General features: G+C 26.3%; 21 protein-coding genes. 3 read left to right on the plus strand and 18 right to left on the minus strand.

The annotated features are described in order from the left end of the window. Nucleotides 1–78: 78 nt before the first annotated feature. Both BT997_RS08930 and BT997_RS08935 read left to right on the plus strand, forming a co-directional pair. On the plus strand, nt 79–636 hold the full coding sequence (locus BT997_RS08930) for a LemA family protein (RefSeq protein WP_072681345.1): 558 nt from the start codon (nt 79–81) through the stop codon (nt 634–636). Continuing rightward, the gene (locus BT997_RS08935; RefSeq protein ID WP_072681346.1) at nt 636–1,583 is read left to right on the plus strand and encodes a DUF3137 domain-containing protein; all 948 of its coding nucleotides are present in this window, start codon (nt 636–638) and stop codon (nt 1,581–1,583) included. Before BT997_RS08930 ends, BT997_RS08935 begins: the two co-directional genes overlap by 1 nt. Before the next feature lie 233 nt (nt 1,584–1,816). On the opposite strand, the gene BT997_RS08940 is transcribed toward BT997_RS08935, so the two are convergent. The 13 genes from BT997_RS08940 to BT997_RS08995 form a co-directional block, all read right to left on the minus strand. Further along, entirely contained in the window at nt 1,817–5,179 is a 3,363-nt protein-coding gene (locus tag BT997_RS08940) for a multiheme c-type cytochrome (protein WP_083568621.1), read from the minus strand. 155 nt (nt 5,180–5,334) lie between these two features. Beyond that, nucleotides 5,335–7,347, minus strand: coding sequence for a hypothetical protein (locus tag BT997_RS08945; RefSeq protein ID WP_072681347.1), 2,013 nt, complete (start codon nt 7,345–7,347; stop codon nt 5,335–5,337). Nucleotides 7,348–7,451: 104 nt separating this feature from the next. After that, on the minus strand, nt 7,452–8,672 hold the full coding sequence (locus tag BT997_RS08950) for a glycosyltransferase family 39 protein (RefSeq protein WP_072681349.1): 1,221 nt from the start codon (nt 8,670–8,672) through the stop codon (nt 7,452–7,454). Further along, complete coding sequence (locus tag BT997_RS08955; RefSeq protein ID WP_072681350.1) at nt 8,673–9,230, minus strand: hypothetical protein; 558 nt, start codon at nt 9,228–9,230, stop codon at nt 8,673–8,675. Nucleotides 9,231–9,248: 18 nt separating this feature from the next. After that, on the minus strand, nt 9,249–10,643 hold the full coding sequence (locus tag BT997_RS08960) for an FAD-dependent oxidoreductase (protein ID WP_072681352.1): 1,395 nt from the start codon (nt 10,641–10,643) through the stop codon (nt 9,249–9,251). Then, complete coding sequence (locus BT997_RS08965) at nt 10,630–11,448, minus strand: FTR1 family protein (protein ID WP_072681354.1); 819 nt, start codon at nt 11,446–11,448, stop codon at nt 10,630–10,632. Before BT997_RS08965 ends, BT997_RS08960 begins: the two co-directional genes overlap by 14 nt. Before the next feature lie 106 nt (nt 11,449–11,554). Next, nucleotides 11,555–12,961: a L,D-transpeptidase family protein gene (locus tag BT997_RS08970; RefSeq protein ID WP_072681356.1), complete on the minus strand. Its 1,407-nt coding sequence runs from the start codon at nt 12,959–12,961 to the stop codon at nt 11,555–11,557. Between the two features lie 117 nt (nt 12,962–13,078). Then, nucleotides 13,079–14,182, minus strand: a complete 1,104-nt coding sequence (locus BT997_RS08975; RefSeq protein WP_072681358.1) for an Opr family porin — start codon at nt 14,180–14,182, stop codon at nt 13,079–13,081. A gap of 327 nt (nt 14,183–14,509) precedes the next feature. Beyond that, entirely contained in the window at nt 14,510–15,001 is a 492-nt protein-coding gene (locus BT997_RS08980) for a flavodoxin (protein WP_072681360.1), read from the minus strand. Nucleotides 15,002–15,013: 12 nt separating this feature from the next. Then, complete coding sequence (locus BT997_RS08985) at nt 15,014–15,769, minus strand: hypothetical protein (protein WP_072681362.1); 756 nt, start codon at nt 15,767–15,769, stop codon at nt 15,014–15,016. Continuing rightward, entirely contained in the window at nt 15,766–15,942 is a 177-nt protein-coding gene (locus BT997_RS15560; RefSeq protein WP_174247223.1) for a hypothetical protein, read from the minus strand. Before BT997_RS15560 ends, BT997_RS08985 begins: the two co-directional genes overlap by 4 nt. Before the next feature lie 11 nt (nt 15,943–15,953). Continuing rightward, complete coding sequence (locus tag BT997_RS08990; protein ID WP_072681365.1) at nt 15,954–16,154, minus strand: hypothetical protein; 201 nt, start codon at nt 16,152–16,154, stop codon at nt 15,954–15,956. Between the two features lie 3 nt (nt 16,155–16,157). After that, complete coding sequence (locus tag BT997_RS08995; RefSeq protein WP_072681367.1) at nt 16,158–16,460, minus strand: DUF2325 domain-containing protein; 303 nt, start codon at nt 16,458–16,460, stop codon at nt 16,158–16,160. 145 nt (nt 16,461–16,605) lie between these two features. On the opposite strand from BT997_RS08995, the gene BT997_RS09000 reads away from it, so the two are divergent. Then, the gene (locus BT997_RS09000) at nt 16,606–18,432 is read left to right on the plus strand and encodes a mechanosensitive ion channel family protein (protein ID WP_072681370.1); all 1,827 of its coding nucleotides are present in this window, start codon (nt 16,606–16,608) and stop codon (nt 18,430–18,432) included. A gap of 24 nt (nt 18,433–18,456) precedes the next feature. Here the strand turns inward: BT997_RS09000 and BT997_RS09005 are convergent, their stop codons facing one another. The 5 genes from BT997_RS09005 to BT997_RS09025 all read right to left on the minus strand — a co-directional run bounded on the left by BT997_RS09005 (nt 18,457) and on the right by BT997_RS09025 (nt 24,523). After that, a complete protein-coding gene (locus BT997_RS09005; protein WP_072681372.1) occupies nt 18,457–20,019 on the minus strand; it encodes a sensor histidine kinase in 1,563 nt (520 codons plus the stop codon). A 6-nt stretch (nt 20,020–20,025) separates the two neighbouring features. Further along, complete coding sequence (locus tag BT997_RS09010; protein WP_072681374.1) at nt 20,026–20,433, minus strand: hypothetical protein; 408 nt, start codon at nt 20,431–20,433, stop codon at nt 20,026–20,028. 10 nt (nt 20,434–20,443) lie between these two features. Beyond that, a complete protein-coding gene (locus tag BT997_RS09015) occupies nt 20,444–20,758 on the minus strand; it encodes a hypothetical protein (RefSeq protein WP_072681376.1) in 315 nt (104 codons plus the stop codon). Nucleotides 20,759–20,809: 51 nt separating this feature from the next. Next, complete coding sequence (locus BT997_RS09020) at nt 20,810–22,090, minus strand: DNA polymerase IV (protein WP_072681377.1); 1,281 nt, start codon at nt 22,088–22,090, stop codon at nt 20,810–20,812. 96 nt (nt 22,091–22,186) lie between these two features. Beyond that, nucleotides 22,187–24,523, minus strand: coding sequence for a methyl-accepting chemotaxis protein (locus BT997_RS09025; protein ID WP_072681379.1), 2,337 nt, complete (start codon nt 24,521–24,523; stop codon nt 22,187–22,189). Nucleotides 24,524–24,619: the final 96 nt, after the last annotated feature.

Consider the following 24,619-nt stretch of genomic DNA (forward strand, 5'->3'; position numbering starts at 1 on the left):
CTTATAATAAAGAAGGTTATAATAACAATTTAACTTCAAAATAGATACACTTTTTAATATAAAACCGAAGGACAATTTATGTTATTAACATTAATCATTATTGCTATTTTAGTCATTATACTAATTCTAATGTATAATTCTCTTATAAATAATAAAAACCAAGTTGTAAATTTATTTGCTTCTGTTGATACCCAACTTAAAAAACGTTATGACCTAATACCAAATTTAGTTCAGAGTGTTTCAAAATATATGGAACATGAAAAAACTCTTATTGAAAATGTTACAAACTTACGTACAAAAGCAACAAAGCCTAATATTTCAGATGCTGAAAAAATAGATTTAGATAATAAAATCACTTCTGCATTAGGTTCGTTAATGATTGCAGTTGAGGCATATCCAGATTTAAAGGCAAGTGAAAACATAATACATCTTCAAGCCTCTTTAAATGAAGTTGAAGAACAAATTTCTGCATCAAGACGTGCATATAACCAAGCAGTTACTGATTACAATAATATAATTGAAATGATTCCAACAAACTTTATGGCAAAAGCAATGAATTATCAAAGAAAAGATGTATTTAAAATTAATGAGAAAGAAAGAAAAAATATTAATATAGAAAAACTATTTAATAAATAATGAAAACTACGGAAGAATTAAACACTTTTTATAAGAATAAACTTTATTTTACTTTAAAAAGGTTTGAGAAACAAAGAAAAGATCTAAAAATAAAAGTAATATTTCTCTTTGTCATCATTATTTGGAATACGGCAACAATTTATTTCTTTTTCTTTTTTAAAGAAGATAATAATTTTGATGTTTTAAAATTATTTTTAGTTTTTATACTTATAGTATGCTCATTTTTATATAATTACCTAACACGAGATTACAAAACAGAATTTAAACATAAATTAATTAAACCACTTATAAAAGAATTAGATTCAAATTTAAAATACTCACCAGCCTCTAGTATTTCAAAAGAGACATTCAATCGTTCATTATTATTTCCTAAGCCAGATAGATATGATGGAAACGATTTAATCTCAGGACTTATAAATTCTACAAAGATATATTTCTCTGATGTTCATGCAGTTAGAGAAAGTAGCGATAATAGCTATACAATATTTCAAGGCATATTTATAGTTGCTGATTTTTATAAAAATTTTTATGGTAATACTATTATATTACCTGATCATGCGCAAAAGAAATATGGAAATCTTCTAGGTTCATGGTTTCAGTCTAAAAATTTAAATAGAGATGAGCTTATTAAAATGGATAATCTTGAATTTGAAAAAGAATTTGTTGTTTACTCTACTGATCAAGTAGAAGCAAGATATATTCTTTCTCATTCACTCATGGAAAAAATTTTAAACTATAAAAGAAAATCAAAAAAAGAACTTTTTATATCTTTTATTAATAATCATTTACATATAGGGATTCATTACGGAAAAGATTTATTTGAACCTGTAGTATTTAGTTCTCTTTTAGATAACAAACTTATTAATGAATATACAACATCTTTACACTTAGCAGTAAGTATTGTTGAAGAATTAAAATTAAATCAAAAACTTTGGTCTAAAAAATAAGTAATCTATACTAAGAAAAAAACACTTGCACCTATGATAGTTAATGTTAAAAGCATGATTGAAGTTCGAAATAAATCTTCTTGATTAAAATTTTCTTTAATAATTGAATTATTAGTCATATAATATCCTTTCATTTTTGTAGCTATTCTCTATATTTTATAACTTAAATACATAATAACATAAATTTTTAATAAAAGCAAATTTTATAAAAGCCACATAAAGTGGCTTTTAAACTAATTAAATTCTTGAATAATTTTTTCTAATTCAACTACAGGAGGATTTGGAAGTTGAGGATAAGCTTTTTGAACAGCGCTTGTTACCCATTGAGGATAAATTCTAAAGTTTAGTTTTACAATAGCAGTTAAAGGATATAAAAGTTCTTCGCCTTCATCTATTTTTATCTCATAAGATTCAACTCTTCTTTCTCCTGCTTTTATTCTCGTATCACTTAATAGTTTTTCATATCTCCAAAAAAGTAATCCTACAGGCTTTCCATCTTTATCTCCAAATACTTTCATAAATGGTCTTGCATCTTCACCTAAGTTACCATCTTCTTTTAATTTACCTGATTCAAATACAACTTTTCCAGTTCTATCTTTAACTGTAATATCTAACCATAACTCTCTAAAGTCAGCAACTCCTGTTGGAAGATGATGCCCTGCACCGACATTTTTCACTCCGACATCAATTTTTGTTCCATCAATATTTACGTCAAGCTGGGCTGATGTTCTAAGAAGCTGTAAGGTTTGGTCTTCATGTTCACTACTTTTAAGTCCAGATAAGAAGTGATTTGAACCTGCAAAATAATGCACCTTTACATCATCTTTTATTTTTCCACCATCAGTAGAACGACCCCTTAAAGGTGATAATTGATCATCTTTTAAATAAGTCATATGACAATCTATACAAGACTTATGTTTTGTAGGATCACTTGGATTATTAAAAGGTGAGTTTTCCCATTCTTTAAATGTTGATACGATTTTACTACCACTTCCAGGAGTAAATTCATCATGACAAGAAGCACAATATACACTATCTTTGTATACTGGTTTCATATAGCTTTTAATATGTGCCTCAGGTTTTGAATTAATAAATTTTTCACTCAACCATTGAGCAGCTTCATTATTGGTATCTTCAAAGGTATATTTCTGACGTTCTGTTAGATTTAAAGTATAAGCTGCGTTTCCACCTGCATCTTCAATTTTAGTAATTCGATGACAAGCAACACAAGAAACACCCTCTTCTAATTTTGTATTTCCATGAACTTTTAATTCTTCAATTAAAGTTTTAGCTCCACTTTCAAAAAACTTATCCATAGTAGGTGTAGTTTTATCTACTAACCCAGTAGTAATAGCACTTGGATTATGACAACTCATACACCATTTTCTAAATTCTTCTCCTTCAGTTTGTGCAGCTATATTTTCAACTACAAGATAATAAGGATTTGTACCTACTAAATTCTTATGATTAGAATCTGCCCATTGATTAAATATTTCGCTATGACATGATTTACATTTTGCAGAGTTTGTCCAATCTTCTACATGGTATTTTTCCACCTCATCTTCAAGTTTAATCCAAGAAGATAAATATCGTAAATTCTCCTTTGCAGTTACATAATCATGTAATGCATCCATATTTTCTTTTAATTTTTTACTCATTTTTTCAGGATCAGCAGGAGTTAATTCTGCTTTTTCATCAGCTCCCATCCCTCCTTGAGTATCTCTTGCAATTCTTACATAATCTGCAAGTGGTGTTTTTGATATATATCCTTTATCAACATTATCATGTCCTATACTTGCATCTTCTTTTTTATCAAGTTTTGTATCTGCAAATAAAAAGCCATTTGTAAAGTTAAAACCTTCAAAATGACATGAATTACAGCTCATCCAAAAATCACCTGCCATTGGTATATCTTTATGTGTATTTGTATTAGCATTATTAAACAAAGTTTTCCCAAGTCTTAACTTTTTTGATAGAGGATCATTTTCTACAACTTTAGAAAAAGAATCTTTTTGTACAGTAACTCTTGCAAAAGGATGACTGCCTCCACTATCAAGTAAAGTCATATCTAAACTTGCTGCATTTTGTACATAGATGTTGTTATTAGTAGGATGAGTTATAAGTGCTTGAGGATTAGTTTCATTTGGATAAGCTCTTAATATTTGAGTTACTTTTGCACCTTTTCCACTTCTATTTCCTCTTTTTCTATGTCTTTTTTTCTTAGCATTTCCAGTACTTCTTCCAATATTTAAAACCATAACATCTTCGCTTCCAGCAAGAGTAACAAATGCCTTTGCACCATCTTTAGAAAAAGCTAAATCCCAAGGATTTGATACAATCATTGTTCGGTTATTATTATCTTGAACATTTATAGATTTAAATAGATGTTTTCTTTTTTGTGCTAATTCTTTTTCTAAGCCTTTTTCTAATGATATAATAGAAACCGTAGGGAAGATAGTTGATTGAAATTGAAACTTGTGGTCAAAATTCCATAACACATGGGGAAGCCAAGCTTCTTTTCCATTTGGTTTAATTTCAATATCATCTAAAAGTCTTGGTTTTCCTTGTGATACAAATTCGTCATCATTATGTGTTGAGTGCAAAGTAATTGTTTTAAGTCTAGCTAAACTTCTACTATCATATATAGAAACCATACCAATCATAGCATGAGAGACAAGTAATCTTCCATCATCTGTTAAAGCTAATCCTCTAGGAGTTTTATCTGTTTTGATTGTATTTAAAACTTCAAATGTTTTATCATCTATTATTAGAAGCTCATTATCTTCATAAATAGATACAAAAAAGTATTTATTTTGTTTATCATAAACTATTCCATGAGGTCTATTATTAGTGTTGATTGTTTTAATGATTTCATTATTCGAATTTAAAAAATAAACTCTATTTTTCATAAAATCTGTAACAGCATATACAGATTCATCATCATTAAATGCAATTCTTCTTATATCTTTTCCTAATACTTTTTCAAATATTTTATCACCAGTTTTTGCATCAATTTTACTAACACTTCCCCCATCTAAGTTTGCACTATAAATATATTTTGTATCTTTTGTTAAATATAAGGCTGAACTACTTTGACTAGAATATGAAAGTGTAGGAATAAGAAATGCCAAAATTGCAATACTAGCAACTAAACCTTGTCTTTTTAGTCTATATTCTTTAGCTTTATTTTTTCTTCTAATATTTGCATTTGAAAACATTGAGTGATACCATAAAAAGAAAACTAGTAAAAAAGAACCATATAAATGTATATTAAAAGAGTAAACACCCCACTCATCTCCACCTCTATTTCCTATAAAGAAAAGATAAAAACCACTAATAGTAACTAATAATAATACAATACCTAGAAACATTCCATTTCCACTATTTCTTCTTTTTGCAACAATATTTTTTCTATATTTATAAGTATGCATATTAACAAATGGAATAATCAAAACAACAGAAACAATAATAGAAGTAATAATATGAACTGCTTGTACAAGGGCAAAATATTCCCACTGAATATCTAAAATATCCCATTGTAGAATTCCTGTAATAAACATAATAATAATTGAGATTTCAATCCAGATAGTTTTCAATCTTTAACCTTTAATTTTTTTAAATATGATAATGAGTATTAATTATACAAAAAAATTATTGATAGTATTCTTAATATCGAAAATGAGTATCAAAATGTATTAAAGAAGGAAACTCCCACTCTTGATAGAGTGGGAGAAAAAAAGAAATGACTATTTTATTTAGAAAGTTTTACTTTCCCTGCCATTGTCATTGCAGTACCATATTTCCCACCAGCTTTATTAATTGCAGGAACATTATCTTCATCGTTATTAGTAGTTTTCATATCTATTGTTTCATATTCACCAGAATCTAATAACCACTCAGCTAATTGTGCTCCTGTAGTTGTAGAATTACCATTTACAACAATTTGAAACCAAGAAGTAAATCTATCAGTTAAATTTTTTAACTCTAATACAGATTCTTTTTCGCTACCTGCATTTTTTAAGTTGTTAATTGCATCTCTAAGACCACCACTAACTGCACCAATTGAATAAGGAGTATATTCTTTTGTAGCATCTACATAAGTTCCTAAATCTTTATCAAACATATTTTTTTCAATAGCAATAAATAAAGCTCTTGCTTCTTTTCTATAACTTTCATCTTGTGTTGCCAAAAATGCTGCTGTTAAACCACGAACTACAGCAAATTGAGTTCCTACATCAAGACCTTTTTTAGAACTATCTTTTAAATTATATGTACTTGCATATAATCCATTTGAATCTTTTAAGTTTTTAATTAAGAAATCAGCTTGAGTTTTTATAATACCTAATGCTTCTTTACCCTGTGTAGATTCTAAAGATTTAGCACCATCAGCTGAACCATAACCAACTGGTAAGGCATCAATTGATCTTTGGAAAATTCTTAATGCTTCAATTGAATAAGCAGCATCAAAAGTTGTAAGCATTGAACCTTTTTTACCATTAAACGTATCAACTAAAGTTCCAGCTTTTTTATCAAAGTGAATTGTTGAAATATTTTCAAATAATAAATTTTGTACGTTTGCAGCAGCAGAAAATGCATCATCAGCTTTTACATCATTTGCTCTATTTGCATCAGTATTTGCTTTTGGTGCATTTTTAAATGGATCACCATCAAATACACTTAAGAATGCTGGGTTTTGATTTGTATTGTTAGTTCTTTGATCAGAATATGCATAAAATTCAGAAATTGGCCATAACATTCCCCACGTATCTCTTAAAGTTGATTGACCTTCTTTAACTTTTAAAGATGCAATAGATTTTGTACCATTTTTTTGTCCTTCTTTAACTGTTACTTTATTTGCAAACCATACTGGTTTTGAAGCATCATAAGAAGGGGTAAAAGAAACGCCTAATTTCTTACCATCATATCCAAGTTTTTCTTGCATAAAAAGAATTCTTTCCCAAGCAAGTTCAGTTAAAATTGCACCATTTACACCATCTGCTGAAGATACACCAAGTGCATGTTTTCCATCATGATCCATAGTTGAACTTGAAGCTTCTACTTCTTCATCATTTTCGATAATATGCATTCCACCTAAGAAATCTTGTGCCCACATAGTATCTTTTAATAATGCTCCACCAAATGCTGCAGGATTAAATGTTTTGTCCATTCCGTCTTCAACCCATGCAAGAGTTTTATAATCTCTTAAATATGCAGGAATTGCCGTCTTAACAGTAGATTCTTTGCCATGTTTAAAAACAACAATTTCATCATTATTTACAACAGTTAAATCAATTTTTTGAGCAAACTCTGGCATACCAGAAATATATGGAAGTGCAGTTGGATGCATATTTAGAGGTAAAATTTCTGGGTCATTTCCAGTTATTTTTGCAAATTTGATAAATCTTTTTGCAAGAGAAGTCATGTCTCCACCTCTTTTTGCATTAAGAAGCCCATTTACTAAATGTGGTCCCATTTTTGATTGATAGTTTAATGCATACATAGCTTCTTCTGAGTATTCATAACTTTCAATTCCTGCTGTATAATCAAACTGTGTTGGTTGATTAATTGCATTTGGGTCAAGTGTATCTAAATCTAGTCCTAAACCTTCTGCCATTGGTTCACCAGATAATTCAAATTCTGTATATGCGAACATTGCTCCTGCTGTATCAAATCTTTTATCCATTACTTCAGTTTTTGTATTTGCTGAGTATAAAGATGATACAACTAAAGATGCCGCAAGTGACATTTTTACTATATTTTTCATTAAAGTCCTTTTTATTTTTGAAAACGATTATCAGAATTGTAAAAAAAATAAGCTTAATAACGGGTTAATTTGATACTAATTATCATTAATAAATGAAATTGACTCTAATTTTTAGATAAATAAAAAGTCTTTTCTCCAATAAAACGTCCCTGAAAGATATTTTTGTTAGTATTTAAAGGTATTTCTGTAGTTATCAAATATATCTTATTGTTTTGTTTTAGGTAGTTTGCATTGTTAATATAATAATGATCAACTACTCGATTATTATACTTTTCTCTTAATATTTCAATACTTCTATTGCTAATAATTAACCTATTTTTTTCATCTATTTTATTAATTATTTGTTCAATTGGAGATATTTCTTCATCATAAATTACAATATTATATAAATTAAAAAATAGAATTAAAACTACTAAAGAATAACTATTTTTTATACTTTGAGAAATAAAAATTATTGTGATAAAAACTAAAGGTATCAAATGACGCAGATTATCTGGGTTTTGTGCTAAAAGTATCCATGATAAATAAAAAATAAAAAGAACATACAAAAATGTAAAGCTTTTTTGATATTTAAAAAAAGAGTAAAAAAGAACTATAAAAGGAATATTTGCAAATGAAAAAATGTTTTCATACCAAGAAAGTTGACTATTTTGTCCCGTTCCCCATAAGTTAAAATGCCCTAAAATAAAACGTTCTGCTTCATAAATATATAATATTCCATTTGTGAAAAATATATAAAATACAAAAATTAAAGTAGTTATAAAAAACCAAATAAGTAACTGTTTCAAATTACTTTTTTTCACAATAAAAAGATAGATTAAACCAACTACATAAAAGATTAAATAAGACGGCCTTGAAAATAGAGCTATTGAAAATACTATTCCACTAGTTTTGCTTTTATTTACTTCAAGTAAATATAAACCTAAAAATAAAAAAAACAACCCAACACTATCACTTAACATAGATAATGAAAGATTTACTAAATACGGACTTGATAAAGAAAGAAAAAAAGCTATTAAAGCTACTTTCTCATCACTTAACTTTTTCACATATAAAAATATAATAAAAGGTAATAAAATAGCAGATAATGAAGTAAGGATAAATAAAGAGTATTTACTATCAGATATAAATATATTTATAAATTTGCCAGCTATTATAACAAAAGGATATCCAGGGAAATGGGGAGAGAAATCAATAATGCTAAAATTATCAATTCCTCTTGCTAGAAATAAAGCATCATCATTATAGTATGAGGGAGGGAATGAAAAAATAAATAAGGCATAAAGAAAAGTCATTATACCTATAGTTATTTTATAATTATTCATCTATAATGATTTTAAAATCTTTATAGCTATTTCTTGGTTCTTTTGGTATTCTTCAATATTTATAGGTTTAGCTCCAACGCCAAATAAACCAGGATTACCTATAGATTCTATACATTTTTTTATAGCTTGATTTAATTTTTTATTTGTTTCTTCACTTAAACTTGGTGATAATATTTTATAAAATTTATTTGCTTTTGCTAACATAACTTTCGCAATGTTAAATTGTTTAATATTTTTTAGTCCACCATCTAATCTTCTTTGAATTTCAGAAGCAATTGAAACATTTAACCATTTTACTATAGCTGATTTATCTTTCTTATCAATTGCATTTTTTAAGCCTTCAAATAATAAAGAATTAAACTCCACGCTTAAATACTGATAGTTTTCTTTATATTTAAAAAAAATAGTTTTAGCACTTTGAAAATCATCATCATTAATAGATTTTAATATTGCTTCTTTTGAATCTATCGTTGGTTCTTTCCCAGCTGCTGCATAAGAATATGCATGTAAATTAATTGATGTAACAATTGCTACAATAAAAAGTAAAACTAGTCTCATTTTTTTCCTTTATTTAAATTATGCGACACTTTTTGTTTCGATAACTGTTTTTTCATTTCTATGATTATAAATCTTTTCTTTCGTATGACTTTTATTATTTAAGATTTTTTGTGCAGCCATAAGCCCTGTTTCCATAGCAGTATCTAGAAAAATATATCTAAATGTCCCTTGACGCCCTGCCATTATAAGATTTTGAAAGTTGTTTAAATATTTAATCGTTTTATCTCTTTTTTCATTATAATCTATATCCATAAGAGTATAAGCATGTTCTGTTGAAAAAGAAAAATAGTCAACTATTTTATCTTCAATTTCAAACTTCAATCTTTTTAAATCTTTTTTTACTAATTCTAAAAGTTCATCTTCATCCATATTCCAAATTTCATCATTCTTATTACATGGAATTTCCAACATAATAGAACTTTTTCCTTCAGGAGACATTGAACTAGATCTTCTTTTGGGTTCTTGAATTCTTGTTGGTAACAAATCATAATCACTTACATATTGCCAAGTATGTGGTGAAAAGTCTTCTATATCTAAACCTATACATAAAAATCTTAAGCTTCTAAATTTTAAACCACTTTCAAAACCAAGTTTTTTAGACATCTCATTTAAAGGCATTGTTGATATGATTTCTTTTGCTTCGTAAGTACTATTTAAAGTATGTACTAATTGAATTTTATTATTTGCATAAATAAATTTTTCTACTGCTTCATTTAAAATAATTTCTCCACCTAAAGATTCAAACTTTTCTGCCATTTTTTTAGGAAGTCCACCAAATCCATATTTTGGATATCTATAATTAATAGCATAAGTACGAGCAGTTTTTTTATTTTTAAAAAATAGTTTTTTTATTACATCTTTTAAATCAATCAAAGAAATTCTTTGCCCTGCCCAATCTGCGCTTAATTTTTCGGGCTTTACTCCCCATAGTTTTTGCGTATATGGTCCAAAAAAATTCTTATATAATGTTCTTCCAAAACGAGAACTAATCCAAGATTTAAAATTAGTATCATCAGGTTTTACTAATTTAAATAAAATCTTTAATGTATCAAAAAAAGCGCCAACTAACAGCTTTATAGGAGCTACTTTAAAAAGGGTTTTCAAATTTAGAGGATATTCATATATTCTATTTTGATGAAGAATTACTGAACTTCTTTTTGCAATTAATAAATCATCTCCAAGAACCTCTTCCACAAAAGAAAGTAGAACTTCATTATTTGTAATAAACCTATGTCCTCCATAATCAAATCTATATGTTTCATCTCCAGATTGTAGGATTTCTGTTTTACATTGTCCTCCAACCATATTTTCTTTTTCAAGAATTATAACTTTTTTACCATTTTTAGCAAGCTCGATACCAGCCATAAGACCAGCAACCCCTCCACCAATGATTAAAATATCAGATTTTTTCATAAGCGTAAGTTCTCTTCCATAAGAAAATTGCTGTAAACATGTATAATGACCAAGAAATTAGATGTAATAATGTAGGAGAAGAGTTATATCCAAATAACGCTCTTAAGAATGTTCCAAATAAACCTCTATCATCCAAAATAAACGATATATCATAAACTACAGGGATAAAGGTAGGTATTAGTTCGCTTGCTTGCATCATAGATATAGCACTTCCGAAAAGTCCACCTGCAATAATTAAAATTAAAAGTCCTGTATATTTAAAAAATGATTTTAAAGGAATATTTTTTGCACCTTTCATAAGTGCATAGACTAAAATAAGTGAAGTAATTAAGCCTATAACAGCTCCAATCAAACCTTCTTGCATTGTAAAGCCTTCTGTTAAAGTCAATGAAGAGAAGAATAATACTGTCTCAAACCCTTCTCTTAAAACTGCTAGAAACGCTAAAAAAACCATGCCTAGAATATTACCTCTTGTCACAAGACTTTTTAAATTTTCTTCAATTTCACCTTTTATTTGTTTTGATTGATTTGCCATCCATACAACCATATAAGATAAAACAACCGTTGCAAAAAGTAAAATAAAAATCATCAAATAATGCTGGTAGAGTTCATTATCCATACCATAAATAATTACTTGAAATATATATGCGATAAAAAGAGATACTATTAAACCAAAGACAACACCTAAATAGATATATTTGTTATATTTTTTTGCTTGAAGTTTACCTAAATATGAGAGAATAATACCTACTATTAGAAAAGCTTCTAAACCTTCTCTAAATGTAATTAAAAAACTTGCTAACATTAATTTCCTTGCTACTAACTATAATAATCGTTATCATTTTATAATTTATAACATGAATTTCTACTTAAATTAAGTCTACAGAGGTAATACTAACCTCTATATTAAATTAATTTATTTGTTCGTTTTTATTTTTTTCAGAAAGTAAAACTGTTTGAGTATAAGGAGAAAAATTTAGTTTTTGAATTTTATCATAACCATAAACATCTTTATGAAAAGAAACTTTTCCATCTTTTTTAATTGACGATGTTATATAAGTAATATGAACCGGTATTTTTTTACTCAACCCCACTGTTTTCATTTCATTATTTAAATATGTTTTTCTAATACTTTTATAAGATTTAGGAGTATAATTTGTAGTAATATGTTTCATAAAGCTAATTGGATGTTCAAGTCTTACACAACCATGGCTAACGAATCTAATTTTTTCTTTATTACTTTTAAATCGCCATGTTCCAATGGTATCATGCATATAAACTGCATACTCATTTGGAAACATAAACTTAACTCTTCCCATACCATTTGTACTTGAAGGTAGTTGAATAAATTTATATGGAATATATTTCACATGTTTTTTTAAATACTTTTTCCATTTAATATCTTTAAATCTAAATTTTTTAGAATCAAGCTTATAGTTTTTTCGAATTACTATATTTTTTCTCTTTAGGTAGTTTTTATCTTTTAAAGCATTTGGAATAATTGTCTCTTTTGCAATAGAATCAGGAATATTCCAAGTAGGATTTATAATAAAATATGAAAGTTTACTTGAAAGGATAGGAGTCTGAGTCTCTTTTTCACCAACTACAGTACCAAAACTTCTGGTTTTTTTCCCTTCCTCATATAAAGAGAAATCAAATGAAGGAACATTTAATTGAATGAAATTATCATTTCCTGCATATTTTAAAAGTTTTAATCTTTCAATATTTAATCTTAATTTGTTGTATTCTATTTTTGAAAGTTTACTAATATCCAGTTTTTCAATAAGTTTAAAAAAATCTGGATGTTTTGGAGTATATTTTTCAAGAATTTTTTCTATTGAACTATTATTTAAACTATATTGATTAAGTAAAGACTCTTTGTCTAATTTAGCATTATACATTTCATAAAACTGTTTATTTTTTTTATATTTAGATTTTTTAAGTGTTGAGTTAAAAGAATCTTGATCGATACAAGAGTTATTTAAATTATTTGCATAATTATAAAATAATTCTTTTAATTGTGCAGATTTTTTTTCACTGTTAGGCATATTTTTTATAAATAAATATTCATCTAAGTTTCCACATAATGATGCATACTTATCAGCTTCTAATATTTTTAAAAACTCTTTTTCATTTTTTGTTAAAATATATTCTGGAATTTTATTAATTATTTTTTCTTCTGTTTTTTCAAGTAGAACTTGTTCTGTAAGAGCTTTTTTTTCTTCTAAGATTGTAACTTTATCACTTGGAACTTGCTTTGTACAACCAACTAAAAATGTTATAAAAAAAATTGTAGATATTATTTTTACTATTTGCATTATTTCCCTATATTTAAATTAAAATGCGGTATTTTAGCAGATTTTATAAAAAAAAGAAAGTTAGAAACAAAGGAGTATATTCTACTCCTTTATTTTATTAAGATTTATAAAATTATATTAGAATGCATACTCTAAAGTTAATGCAAACTTATTATAGTCATCATCACCATCTTCGGCATCAACATCTATAAATAAAGCTCCAACTGAAAAATGGTCAGTAATACCATAATTAGCAGTAAGATTTAATTCTTTTTCTTTATCACTTGCATAATCAGTTTGACCGTATAATGCAGCTAGTTCTAATCCGTTTAAGTCATATCCTACATGAATAAATGCAGTATCAGCATCAGCATCATAAACATGATTACCATCACCACCTGTAATTCTATCCCAAGGGTTAATATTATCACCTAAAGATCCAATACTTGCAATACCTGCATCATTATCTGTTGTGATATACCCTGCTGTTAAATCAAAACCAGAAATATTTGTTCTACCTTCAAGATGTAAAATTTGACCATCTTCAGAACTACCATCTTCATTACTTTTTGCACCATGTGCAGTAATTCCAAACATATCATTATCATAATCAGCTTTTAAACCATACCATGAAGCAATATTATCTGCATCATAGTAATAAGGATTAATAACAAGACCTTCAATTCCTTCATATTTAACATCTAATACATAAGCACCATCATCTTCGTTAAATTTAGTAAATTTTTCTAATACTGCATCTGAATCTGCAACAGCTTGTCTATTTGAGTAACCTAAAACTACCGTAGTATCAGGAATAGCTGTAATACCTAAAACAACTGCTTCATGGAAATCACCCATCCACTCTAAATCAATCTCTTGTCTACCAACTGTTAAACCAAAATATTCATTTGTATATGAAATGTTTGCTGTATGCATTAAAGCTTTTGTATCATCATTACCACCATCATAATCTCCATCTTCTTCTTCAGAAAAATCATGATTTGCTCTAGCTCCAACTGCAGCTTTAAATCCGTAATAATCTCCAGTTTCATATCCTATATTAATAGAACCCATAGTAAAACCTGAATCTTTATTCGAACCACTATTTGATTGTGTTTCACCATATAAAGTAACATCACCACTTACTGTACCAGATTTGATTGCGCTATCAAAACTGTTATCTGCTGCAACTAAATTACTTGATAATAATAAAGATGCTGCTATTAAACTAATTTTTTTCATTTAAATTTTCCTAATTTGTTTTTGCAACCTTGTTGCATTTTCGAATTCTAATATAGAAAGTCTTTAATGCGACTGAATTGCAAAAGTGTCTTTCTAAACATAATTTACTTTGATTATTTTCATATAGTATTAGACTAATAAATTCTTATCAACCTCAGCTCTAGATTCATCATAATCTTAGTCATACTTTCTTAAAGTGTGACCTATAATATTTATCCCTTTTATTTTTTTCTAAAATTCTAATATTAGTAGTAAACTTGTATTCAGTATTGTATCTTTTCTAAACTTAATATTTAATAATATCAATAACTGTTATCAGTATTATAACTAGATTTGATTTTTTATTGTTGTACACCAATTATCTATTCTTTCATCTGTAAGTTCAGATTGATTATCTTCATCAATTACTAATCCTATAAAATTGCCATCTACTTCTGCTTTTGATTCATCATATTCATATCCATCAGTTGAAGTATGTCCAATAATATTTGCACCTTTTGAAGAAATTTCTTCATGCATTATTCCTAAAGCATCAACAAATTCATCGGGGTATCCATCTTGATCCCCTAAACCAAAAAGAGCTACTGTTTTATTTGAAAAATCTATTGCTTGAACATCTGCTAGACAATCTTCCCAATCATCTTGTAAGTCACCTTCTCCCCAAGTAGATACACCAACAATTATACTTTCACATTCATTCATTTTATCTACTCCATCATTTGCTATATCAATAAGTTCAAAACCATCTAACTTTTCATTAATTTTACCTGCTACTTCTTCTGTATTTCCAGTACTACTTGCATAAAATATTGCTTTCATTTTATTCCTTTTTTATCTTAATGTTGAACGTAATGAATACGGAATTAATTTTATTTCATATTCACTACAGGTAATTCCTTCTGTACGAATTCTTATATGTTTATCAAAGTTCTCATTTTTTGGATAAACTAAATAAATTTGCTTAAAATCACTACTATTTATACAACTTATTGCTTTTTGTATATGTTCATCTATTTGAAGACTTTTTGAATTTATAAATTCCCAAAATGTAAAAATTTTAGTTCTAAATGAATTTTCTTCAGAGACAATATCAATTGAATCACTGTTAACATCTATTTTTTTACTTTCATTATTTTTAATGATTTTATTTGATACAAAATTCTTGAAAATTTTATTTCCATCTAAATATAAAGAACAACCAGATTCTTCAAGAATATCTATTAGACTAACTGCAATATTTATATCTACCCTATTCTTATTTGAAAAAGAAAAATTTTTAAATTTAAAATCATTTTCTTTATTAGTTTTTTTTAAAAATTTATTTATTTTTATACTTTTTTCAATATCTAATTTAAAAGAATTCGTACTATTATCTGTATATAAAAGATGAGAATATATTTTTTTTATAAAAATATTAAATAAACTTTGTTTTCTACACGCTTTAAATTCTTCTTTCGAAAATTTTAATTTACATGATACTTCTTGATTAAAAAACTTTAGAAACATTACTCTTTGATTAACTATAGATTGAAATTTATCAAAAGAAGGAAGAGATTCTATATTTTTATTAAATCCTATTTTATTCATACAACTTGCTCATTTATTATTTCATTTGCAATTGAAGCAACTTTTTTATTATCAATATGAGAATATTTCATATTCATAATTTTTACTATAGAGCAAACCATTTTTGGATTTGCTCTAAATCCAGAATTCCTAATAACACCTCTAATCTCTTTTTTAATTGTTATATCTGACATAATAAACCTTTCTATTTTTTTCCAAGAATTCTAATATCAATATTAGTCGTAAACTTATATTTAATATAATTAGAATCTAAGATATGTGCTATTGCCAAAAATTCGTCTAGGTCGGCATTTGTAATACCTTTTAAATTCACTATCCTATTTGTCATAGGTTCATACTTATAGTTATTAAACCTACCAATTTCATTTACTAAAATTTCACTCATTATTTAATCCTTACAACTATTCATTTTTAAAAATTTACATACTTCACAATAAACTGAACTCGCACTTCTTTTTGAACAAATTAAAGGTATATTTTTCTTTTTTGCTTCTTTTCTATATTTATACATTGCATTATGATTTAGAAAATCTGTTAACATTAATACATAATCAGTATTTAAAGGTATATCCTTTTTACATGAACTAGATTTCTTTCTAGTATCCCAATGTGTAATTGAAAACTCACCAAGCTCAGCAAGTATTCCTTTTATAGTTTCTATTTTATCTCCACCAATTATTAAAATTGACATTTTTGATTCCTTTATGATAATGAATATCAGTATACTATCATTAGAAAACTTAAAGTTTACTAATATTGAGAACTGTTATCATAAAACAACTAATAAGTAAAGATTACATATAATAACTCTTTAAATTTATTAATATGGAGATTTTATGGGTAACTTTTTTTTTAAAAAACTTTTTTTCATACTATTTATCCCTTTATTCCTTTTTTCACAAGAAGTGATAAAAGAAGATACAACACAAAAAAGTATCGATGATCATTTAAAAGAACAACAACTAATTGCACAAGAAGTGATAAAAGATATAAATAATGAAAAATATTTAAATGAAGAATACGAAGATAAAGACTATGAGCAAAAAACAAATTACTTACTTAGTAGAATTAATATTAACAAAAGACAAGGTAATTTCTCGGCAGTAAAAAGAGATGAGATAAAAGTTCTTTTGTTAGAAGAAAAACGTGTATTTCAAAATACATTAATAGATATAATTTATGCAAAAAGGTCCCTTAAAGATAAAGATTTTTTTGTAAATATAATATCGAATAATATAGAACTTTTAGAAAAAGATAAATCTTTTAAATATAAAGAATTTTATGAAGATGAATTAACAAAAGATAATAAAATTTCAAAAGAATTTGTACAAAACTATTTAAGACTGACAAATCAAAATAGCCAACAGTTGTTCACGCTTAACTACTTGCTTGATAATATCAATCTATATAGAAAAACTAACTTTTTTATTGATAAATTCAATCTTCAATCATTTATTAAACTTATTGATAGTCAATCTTGGATTTCTTCAATTTCAGAATTTACAAGTTATAACCTAAAGTTTTCAGTAGGTGAAATTATAGTTGTACTTTTAATTGTTGTATTCTTTAGGCTTTTAAATACAAGAATAATTACCCTATTAAGTGTTTTTATTAATATACTACTTACAAAAAAAATTGATTCTTTAGAAGAAAAAGAGAGTGTCCATTATTATATTAAAAAATCTATAGAGAGACCATTGATTTTGGCTCTTTATATTTTGGCTATTAAAATATCATTATATATTTTAGTAAAAGATACGGAAACTATAAATAATATTGTTCCTTGGATAAATACTCTTTATATGGGATTATTTACATGGGCAATATACTCACTTCTTACAAATAGTATATCAAACTATGCTCAACATTTAGTTGTTAAATATCCAAATGTTAGAAGAGAAATGATTGTATTTGTATTAAGGATTATTAAAATTATTCTTATTTTATTAGTAATTCTTTTTCTATTTGCACAATTAGGTATTGATATAAAAGCAATAGCTGCTTCACTTGGAGTTGGGGGTATTGCCATTGCCTTAGCATCTAAAGATACTCTTACAAACTTCTTTGGTTCTTTAAGTATCATGGCTGATAATTCTTTTACTCAAGGAGATTGGATAAAAACAGGTGGAGTAGAAGGAACTGTTGTTGATATAAGAATGAGAACAACAAGAATTAGAACATTTGATAATGCAATGATTACTGTTCCAAACTCAGAACTTGCTAATACAAATATTAAAAACTATTCAAAAAGAAGAATTGGTAGAAGAATTAAAATGAAACTTGGGATTACTTACGAAAGTTCTATGAGTGATATTATTAACTTAAAAAATGATATTTATGAAATGCTTAGTAATCATCCACAAATAGCCACTAATAAAAGTGAACCACTTGATAAAACTAGAAAATTTGAAGCTATTAAAAAAGAAGATTTATATGGAGTAAAAAGAACTCTTTTAGTTTTTATAGATGAATATGATGCAAGTTCAATTAATATTTTAGTTTACTGTTTCTCAAGAAGTCCTGGTTGGGAAAACTGGTTAACTATAAAAGAAGATGTTTTAATTAAAATACATGAATTAGTAGAAAAAAACAATTGTGAATTTGCATATCCTACACAAACACTTCATATGAAAAATGATCCTAAAGAAGTAGAACTATTATAAATCTACTTCTTTAATAGAACTTATTTATTTTACATTTGGTATTGTTAATTTAAATACTGCACCTGTACGTAAAGTATCTTTATATTCTACTTTTTCATTATAAGCGATTATTGTTCCATCTAGATGATTTTCAATAATATCTTTAGTCATATATAAACCAATTCCTGTTCCCAAAGATTGGTGTTTAGTAGTGAAATACGGTTCAAATATTCTATTTATTATATCTTCTGGAATACCACCTGCATTGTCTTTGATATAAAGAGTATAACAATTATCTTCCAAAACTGAAGATAAAATTACAACACGATCTTTTAGTGTACTATGTTCAAAAGCATCTTTTGCATTATTTAAAATATTTATAATTACTTGAATAAACTCATTATATAAAGCTTTAAAAAGAAAATTCTCACTTTCTTCTATTATCAACTCAATATCATTTGATTTATAACTTGAAGAAATTAAACTCTTTATATTTTCAACTAAATCCTTAGAAGAGAATTCACGAATACTACTATCCATTTTAAAGAAGTTTTGAAAATCATTAATTGTTTGAGATAAATATTGTGTTGTATCTACAATAGCATCCATTGTTGTATCAAACTCTTTGTCATCTAAAACACCTAATTCTTTCTGAATCTTTATTCCTGATGCTGCTGTTGAGATTGTACTTAAAGGTTGTCTCCATTGATGTGCAATATTTCTAAGCATTTCACCCATAGATGCCATTTTTGATTGATTAATTAAAGCTTGTTCACTTTTTTTATTTTCTTCTTCTAGTTTAATCATCTCTGTTATATCTTCACCAGAAGAAATTAGCCCAGATATGTCTCTTTCATCATTATAGACATAAGCTCGTCTCCATAGAATCATTCTTCTTTCGCCATTTTTACATACAATATAATATTGTAATTTTTCTACAATATTTGATTCTTGATTAATTGTTTTAAGATATAAATCTATTGCATTTTCCCTATCATATTCACAAACAAAATTATTAAACCAATTCTTTCCTAAAATTGATTCTTCTCCATATCCTAATACTTCACATGTTTTTCTATTTACTAAAGTAATATTTCCTTGATTATTTAAAGCAACAATCATAACATCTACTAAATCAAGATATAATTGCATCGTTTTTGTTTGCTCCAAGATTGTATCTTGAATCTTTTTTCTTTCAGTTATATTATTTATAATTACTACTGAAGATATCCACTTACCCTGCTCATCACGAATATGATTTACAAATATATCTGCCCAAAGAATAACACCATTTTTTCTAATATATCTTTTTTCTAAAGTAAAACTATCTGTTCCATCTTTTTGAGACTCTTCATAGATAATTAAATCTTTTTCTAAATCATTCTTATGTGTTATATCTTTAAAAGAAAGATTTAAAAGCTCATTTTCTGAATAGCCTAACATCTCACAAAAGCTCTTATTTACCTCAATAAAACTTCCATTAGTATTTAAATAAACAATCCCTACTTTAGAATGTTCAAAAATAGATAAATAGTGTTTTTCTAATTTATCTATTACTTTTTTTTGTTCTTTAATGATTGTATTTAATTGGCTAGAATCTTGAGTCATTATTTATTATCTTTCTACTAAAATATCAGCTTTGTTTTTTAATAAGTCTTTTTTTAAAAATTCTTCTTCTCTTTTTGTAAATTTAGAAGATTTTTTTTCATCATTTTTTATTATATCATTATTTTTGGCTTTTTTAATCTCTTTCTCATTTATTTTTTTACTTTCTGTAGACTTAAAAACCCTTAATATAAGTAATATTGAGAATAAAATGTTAAAAATTATTATTGACCATTTTATTATTATTGCTATTTCTAGATATTCTAACTTATCTTTTAAGGTTAAATACTGAATAATATCATCATAAATTGCATTAGCAAATAATGCAACAAGAAGTAAAAAAGATATAAGTATAACTTTTCTTCTAAACTTGTATAAATAGTACCAAAAGAGTGCAGATTTTACTTGTTTAAACATTCTTTACCTTTTATATTAAAAAGTCTAAACCTAGTATTGCTAATGCTCCTACAAGAGATTTAGTTTTTAGGTCATCTTTAATTTTTGTTTCTTCATCTGCAATAATTATTTCTAATTCTTCATCTGTATAATCATCAAAACTCTTATGATGTTCTGCCAGTCTAGCTTTTGTACTTAAAATTGCTTTTTCACGAATTTTATTTTTAATTCCATCTTTTAATTCTTTACTTTTAATAGCAGGATAATCAAAAGCTTTAGTAACATTCTCAGAAGCAATATTTATCAATTTACTTGAATTTTCTTTTATTCTATTTTTTATATTCATTTACTATTCCAATAATTTATTTTTGTTATATAATATTATAACATGGATTAGTTAATTATTTTTCTCTTCAAGTTCAGAAGCACTTTTTATAATATCAATACCAAATTTTGATCTTAATTTTTGTATCTGATTTGTAAGTTTTCTTTTTTTTATATCACTTTCATACTCAAATAAATTATAAGTAAACTCTTTTGGCTTTGAAAAATTTGATACTGTTAGATTTAGTTGTATTATGCCATGTGTAGAATGTATATCATTTTGAATAAACAACTTCTTCATATTAAACTTGAAATCTTCTTCATTGAATATTCTATTTACATTTATATAGTTTTTTGATTTTATTCTATATTCATATTTAATTTTAATTGCATAAGTAAGAGGATTTACATTTGCTTTTTTTACTAAAAAACACAAATATCTACTTAAAATAATAATCCTTCTTTTCAGTTCATCTCTATCATAAATAGGGTCAAAACTTCTTCCTATTCCAATGGACTTCTTATCTTTTGAAAGAGAAAGTGTATTATCATTAATTCCACAAACTTTATTATAAAGATCTATTCCTGGTTTTTTCCAAGAATAAAAAAGTTCCTTTTTATTTGCAATATCTCCTAAGGTTTTAATTCCATAACCTTTTAAACGAGTCTGATATCCTTTACCTATTCCAGGAAATTCTTTTATAGGAATATCTTTTATGAAATTAGCCATATGCTCTTTTTTTATATACTTAACACCGTCTGGTTTTGCATATTCTGTTATTAGTTTTGCTAAATATTTTGAATGTGCTATACCTATAGAAATAGGAAGATTAAACTCTTTTTCTATCTTTTTTTTTAAAGTATATGCAAAATTTACAACATCTTCTTCTTGTATATATCCTCTTAAATCTCCAAAAAATTCATCAATTGAAAATTGTTCAACTAATGGAATTTCATGTTCTAAAAGTTTTAAAAGTTTTTGTGATAGTTCATGATATAAAGGATAATTAGGAGGAACCATTTTAAGATGAGGACAAAGTTTTAAAGCTTCATTTACACTCATTGCAGTTTTAACGCCAAAAGCTCTTGCTTCATATGAGGAAGTTGTGATTATTCCTCTTATTTTTCCATTTTCATCAACAAAATACTCTTTAAAACTTTTTTCACCTTCATTAGTTAAAATAGTACTTACAAAAGCACCACTATTTTCACTTATTTTTCGAACCTCTTTTTTAGTTGAAAAAATATTTAAGTTACTTCGTCCTCCAACAGCAGCAGGAATATTTTTTAAACTTTTATCAATAGTTCTATGAGCAGATATAAAAAAACAATCTAAATCCAAATGTAAAAACATAAATCTATTTTATCATAAAAATTACATATTGCAATTAAATTACAATATGTAATTATAAACTAGAGGGAAAAATTAAATTTTTCTATATCATATATTTTAAAAACTCTCCCAATCATTATCATCAGCCGATGAATTTGCTTCAATAACTTTTGGTTTTTCTATTACTTTTTCTTTAGGTTTTGAGTTTTCTTGCTTTATATTTCTATTATTTTCAATTACTTGTTTTGAAGTATCTTCTTTAATTGAAATAGTATCTTTACCAATAAATTCTTTCTCATTTGCATCAGAAACAATCAGTTTTGCAATAGTATCAGTTTCAACTGCAACAGTATGAGTTTGAGAAGCAATACTAGCATTTTGTTGAGTTTTTTGATCTAAAGAAGCTACCGCATCATTTATTTGTTCAATTCCTTGTAATTGTTCTTTTGTTGCATTTTCAACATTTGAAATCAACTCTATTGTTTTATCAATATTATCTGTCAATCCTGCATAACCATGAATCATTTTATCTGCAATTTCTTTACCATCATTTGCTTTTATATTTGCATTTTCAACTAAACTTTTAATTTCATTTGCCGCTTCAGCACTTCGTGAAGCTAAGTTTCTTACTTCTTGTGCAACAACTGCAAAACCTTTCCCTGCTTCACCTGCTGTTGCAGCTTCAACTGCTGCATTTAGACTTAAGATATTTGTTTGAAAAGCAATCTGGTCAATAATAGTAATAGCTTCATTAATTGCAGTTACTTGACTATTAATTTCATCCATAGCTACCGTTGTTTCCGAAGCTAAAGATTGACCAGCTTGTGCTGATTTATTTAATTGATTGGCAAAATCAGCCATCTTAACTACATTTTGAGTATTTTGAGAAACATTTCCTGTCATTTCTTCAACTGCCGCAGATGTCTCTTCTAAAGAAGCTGCAGCTTCATTTGAGTTTTTATTTAATATATCAACATTCTCAAGTAATATATCACTACTTCTATCTAATGTTAATCCATTCGTTTTATTTTCAATTAACATATCATTAATTATTTCTGCTAGTACATTTAAACCTTTTGCAGTTTTTCCTGTTGGATTAGATAATCTATAACTAAAATCTAATTTCTGGAATTTTTCTAATGCAAATTCAATTGTATTTATATCATCGTCTACATTATTACTAATAGTATCTAACATTTGATTAAAGATTTGTTTTAACTCTTCTAAACTTTCATTACTAGTTGAAAGATTTATTGTTTGACGAATCTTTCCTTGATTTACTAAATCTACTACTCTTTTTACATCATTAATCATTAACTCATCATCTTTAATAAGCTCTTTTGTTTTAGAGATATTATCATTTACTATTTTTGCCATAATACCAATTTCATCGTTACTATCAATTGCAATTGGGTTTGCAATATTAGTTTCTTTATTTAAAAATTTAAAGAAACCTAGCAATCCGTCTTGAAAAATCTTAATTTTTGCTGCAATTTGTCTTGGGATGATAATTGCACATAAGATTACTAAAATAAAAACTATACTAGCAATAATTAAAGATATTTTCATTATATTTTCATTTTGTTCTGCAACTGCTGGACCAATAGTATCTTGGTCTTTTTTTATCGATAATTTAATATCTTCAGATAACTTTGCAATTTCAGGCCCAATTTTATTAAGTTTATTTTGAACAATATCATTTCTTTGTTCTATTATTTTAACAATATCATGAACACCTTTTATATATATTGAAATTAAAGAAATAGATTCTTGTAACTGCTTTTTTCTAAGAGGATTTTGAATTTCACTTTGAATATAATCTAATTGTTTTTCTAATACTGCAAACTCTTTATTAGCCCTAGTTGCATCCTTATGTGCATTAGACTTAAGATATTTTGCGGTATATAATCTAGCTAAAAGAAGTGTTCTTATACCTTTTGCAGTAGCTAAAGCTGCCTCTTTATCCCCATCATTGTCTGCACTAGTCATAACAGCAGTTAAAAGTTGTTCAATTTTCTTTCCATTTATGTCTAAATTCTTGTTAACAATATCATTTCTTTTATTCATATCTTCTATAACTTTAAAAAATGATTCTTTATAAATAATCAAATCTTCTGCCATTTTTTTAACATATGGTTTTCTACTTGGTTTTTGAATCTCTTTTAATGCCTCTTTCATAAAATCATCTGTTTTTTTATAATAATGATTAAATTCATCTATCTCTTTTTGTACTGGATTATTTAAATAATCTTTAACATTCATACGTACCATTAACATATTTGCTTGTACTCTACCAGCAAGAACACTATCTCTAGCCATTTCTCTATAATTTGTAAAGCCTTTTGATGATTTCGATACTCCATAATTACTATAACCAGCTAATCCAGCTACTAACAAAGCTATTAATAAAAAAGATCCTATCAATTTGAACTTTATCGATAAATTATTTATCATAATTTTTCCTTACTATTTACATATTATTTATCCTAAGAATAACTGATAAAAATGAAAAATAAATGAAAAATAACTTTATAAGTGCAGTAATTCAGT

The sequence above is a fragment of the Arcobacter sp. LA11 genome (assembly GCF_001895145.1).
Classification (GTDB): Bacteria; Campylobacterota; Campylobacteria; order Campylobacterales; family Arcobacteraceae; genus Halarcobacter.

Excerpts from the sequence above, each read along its gene's own strand:
- BT997_RS08930 (WP_072681345.1), top strand. The coding sequence starts at position 79 with ATGTTATTAACATTAATCATTATTGCTATTTTAGTCATTATACTAATT.
- BT997_RS08935 (WP_072681346.1), top strand. The coding sequence starts at position 636 with ATGAAAACTACGGAAGAATTAAACACTTTTTATAAGAATAAACTTTAT.
- BT997_RS08945 (WP_072681347.1), bottom strand. The coding sequence starts at position 7,347 with ATGAAAAATATAGTAAAAATGTCACTTGCGGCATCTTTAGTTGTATCA.
- BT997_RS08950 (WP_072681349.1), bottom strand. The coding sequence starts at position 8,672 with ATGAATAATTATAAAATAACTATAGGTATAATGACTTTTCTTTATGCC.
- BT997_RS08955 (WP_072681350.1), bottom strand. The coding sequence starts at position 9,230 with ATGAGACTAGTTTTACTTTTTATTGTAGCAATTGTTACATCAATTAAT.
- BT997_RS08960 (WP_072681352.1), bottom strand. The coding sequence starts at position 10,643 with ATGAAAAAATCTGATATTTTAATCATTGGTGGAGGGGTTGCTGGTCTT.
- BT997_RS08965 (WP_072681354.1), bottom strand. The coding sequence starts at position 11,448 with ATGTTAGCAAGTTTTTTAATTACATTTAGAGAAGGTTTAGAAGCTTTT.
- BT997_RS08970 (WP_072681356.1), bottom strand. The coding sequence starts at position 12,961 with ATGCAAATAGTAAAAATAATATCTACAATTTTTTTTATAACATTTTTA.
- BT997_RS08975 (WP_072681358.1), bottom strand. The coding sequence starts at position 14,182 with ATGAAAAAAATTAGTTTAATAGCAGCATCTTTATTATTATCAAGTAAT.
- BT997_RS08980 (WP_072681360.1), bottom strand. The coding sequence starts at position 15,001 with ATGAAAGCAATATTTTATGCAAGTAGTACTGGAAATACAGAAGAAGTA.
- BT997_RS08985 (WP_072681362.1), bottom strand. The coding sequence starts at position 15,769 with ATGAATAAAATAGGATTTAATAAAAATATAGAATCTCTTCCTTCTTTT.
- BT997_RS15560 (WP_174247223.1), bottom strand. The coding sequence starts at position 15,942 with ATGTCAGATATAACAATTAAAAAAGAGATTAGAGGTGTTATTAGGAAT.
- BT997_RS08990 (WP_072681365.1), bottom strand. The coding sequence starts at position 16,154 with ATGAGTGAAATTTTAGTAAATGAAATTGGTAGGTTTAATAACTATAAG.
- BT997_RS08995 (WP_072681367.1), bottom strand. The coding sequence starts at position 16,460 with ATGTCAATTTTAATAATTGGTGGAGATAAAATAGAAACTATAAAAGGA.
- BT997_RS09000 (WP_072681370.1), top strand. The coding sequence starts at position 16,606 with ATGGGTAACTTTTTTTTTAAAAAACTTTTTTTCATACTATTTATCCCT.
- BT997_RS09005 (WP_072681372.1), bottom strand. The coding sequence starts at position 20,019 with ATGACTCAAGATTCTAGCCAATTAAATACAATCATTAAAGAACAAAAA.
- BT997_RS09010 (WP_072681374.1), bottom strand. The coding sequence starts at position 20,433 with ATGTTTAAACAAGTAAAATCTGCACTCTTTTGGTACTATTTATACAAG.
- BT997_RS09015 (WP_072681376.1), bottom strand. The coding sequence starts at position 20,758 with ATGAATATAAAAAATAGAATAAAAGAAAATTCAAGTAAATTGATAAAT.
- BT997_RS09020 (WP_072681377.1), bottom strand. The coding sequence starts at position 22,090 with ATGTTTTTACATTTGGATTTAGATTGTTTTTTTATATCTGCTCATAGA.
- BT997_RS09025 (WP_072681379.1), bottom strand. The coding sequence starts at position 24,523 with ATGATAAATAATTTATCGATAAAGTTCAAATTGATAGGATCTTTTTTA.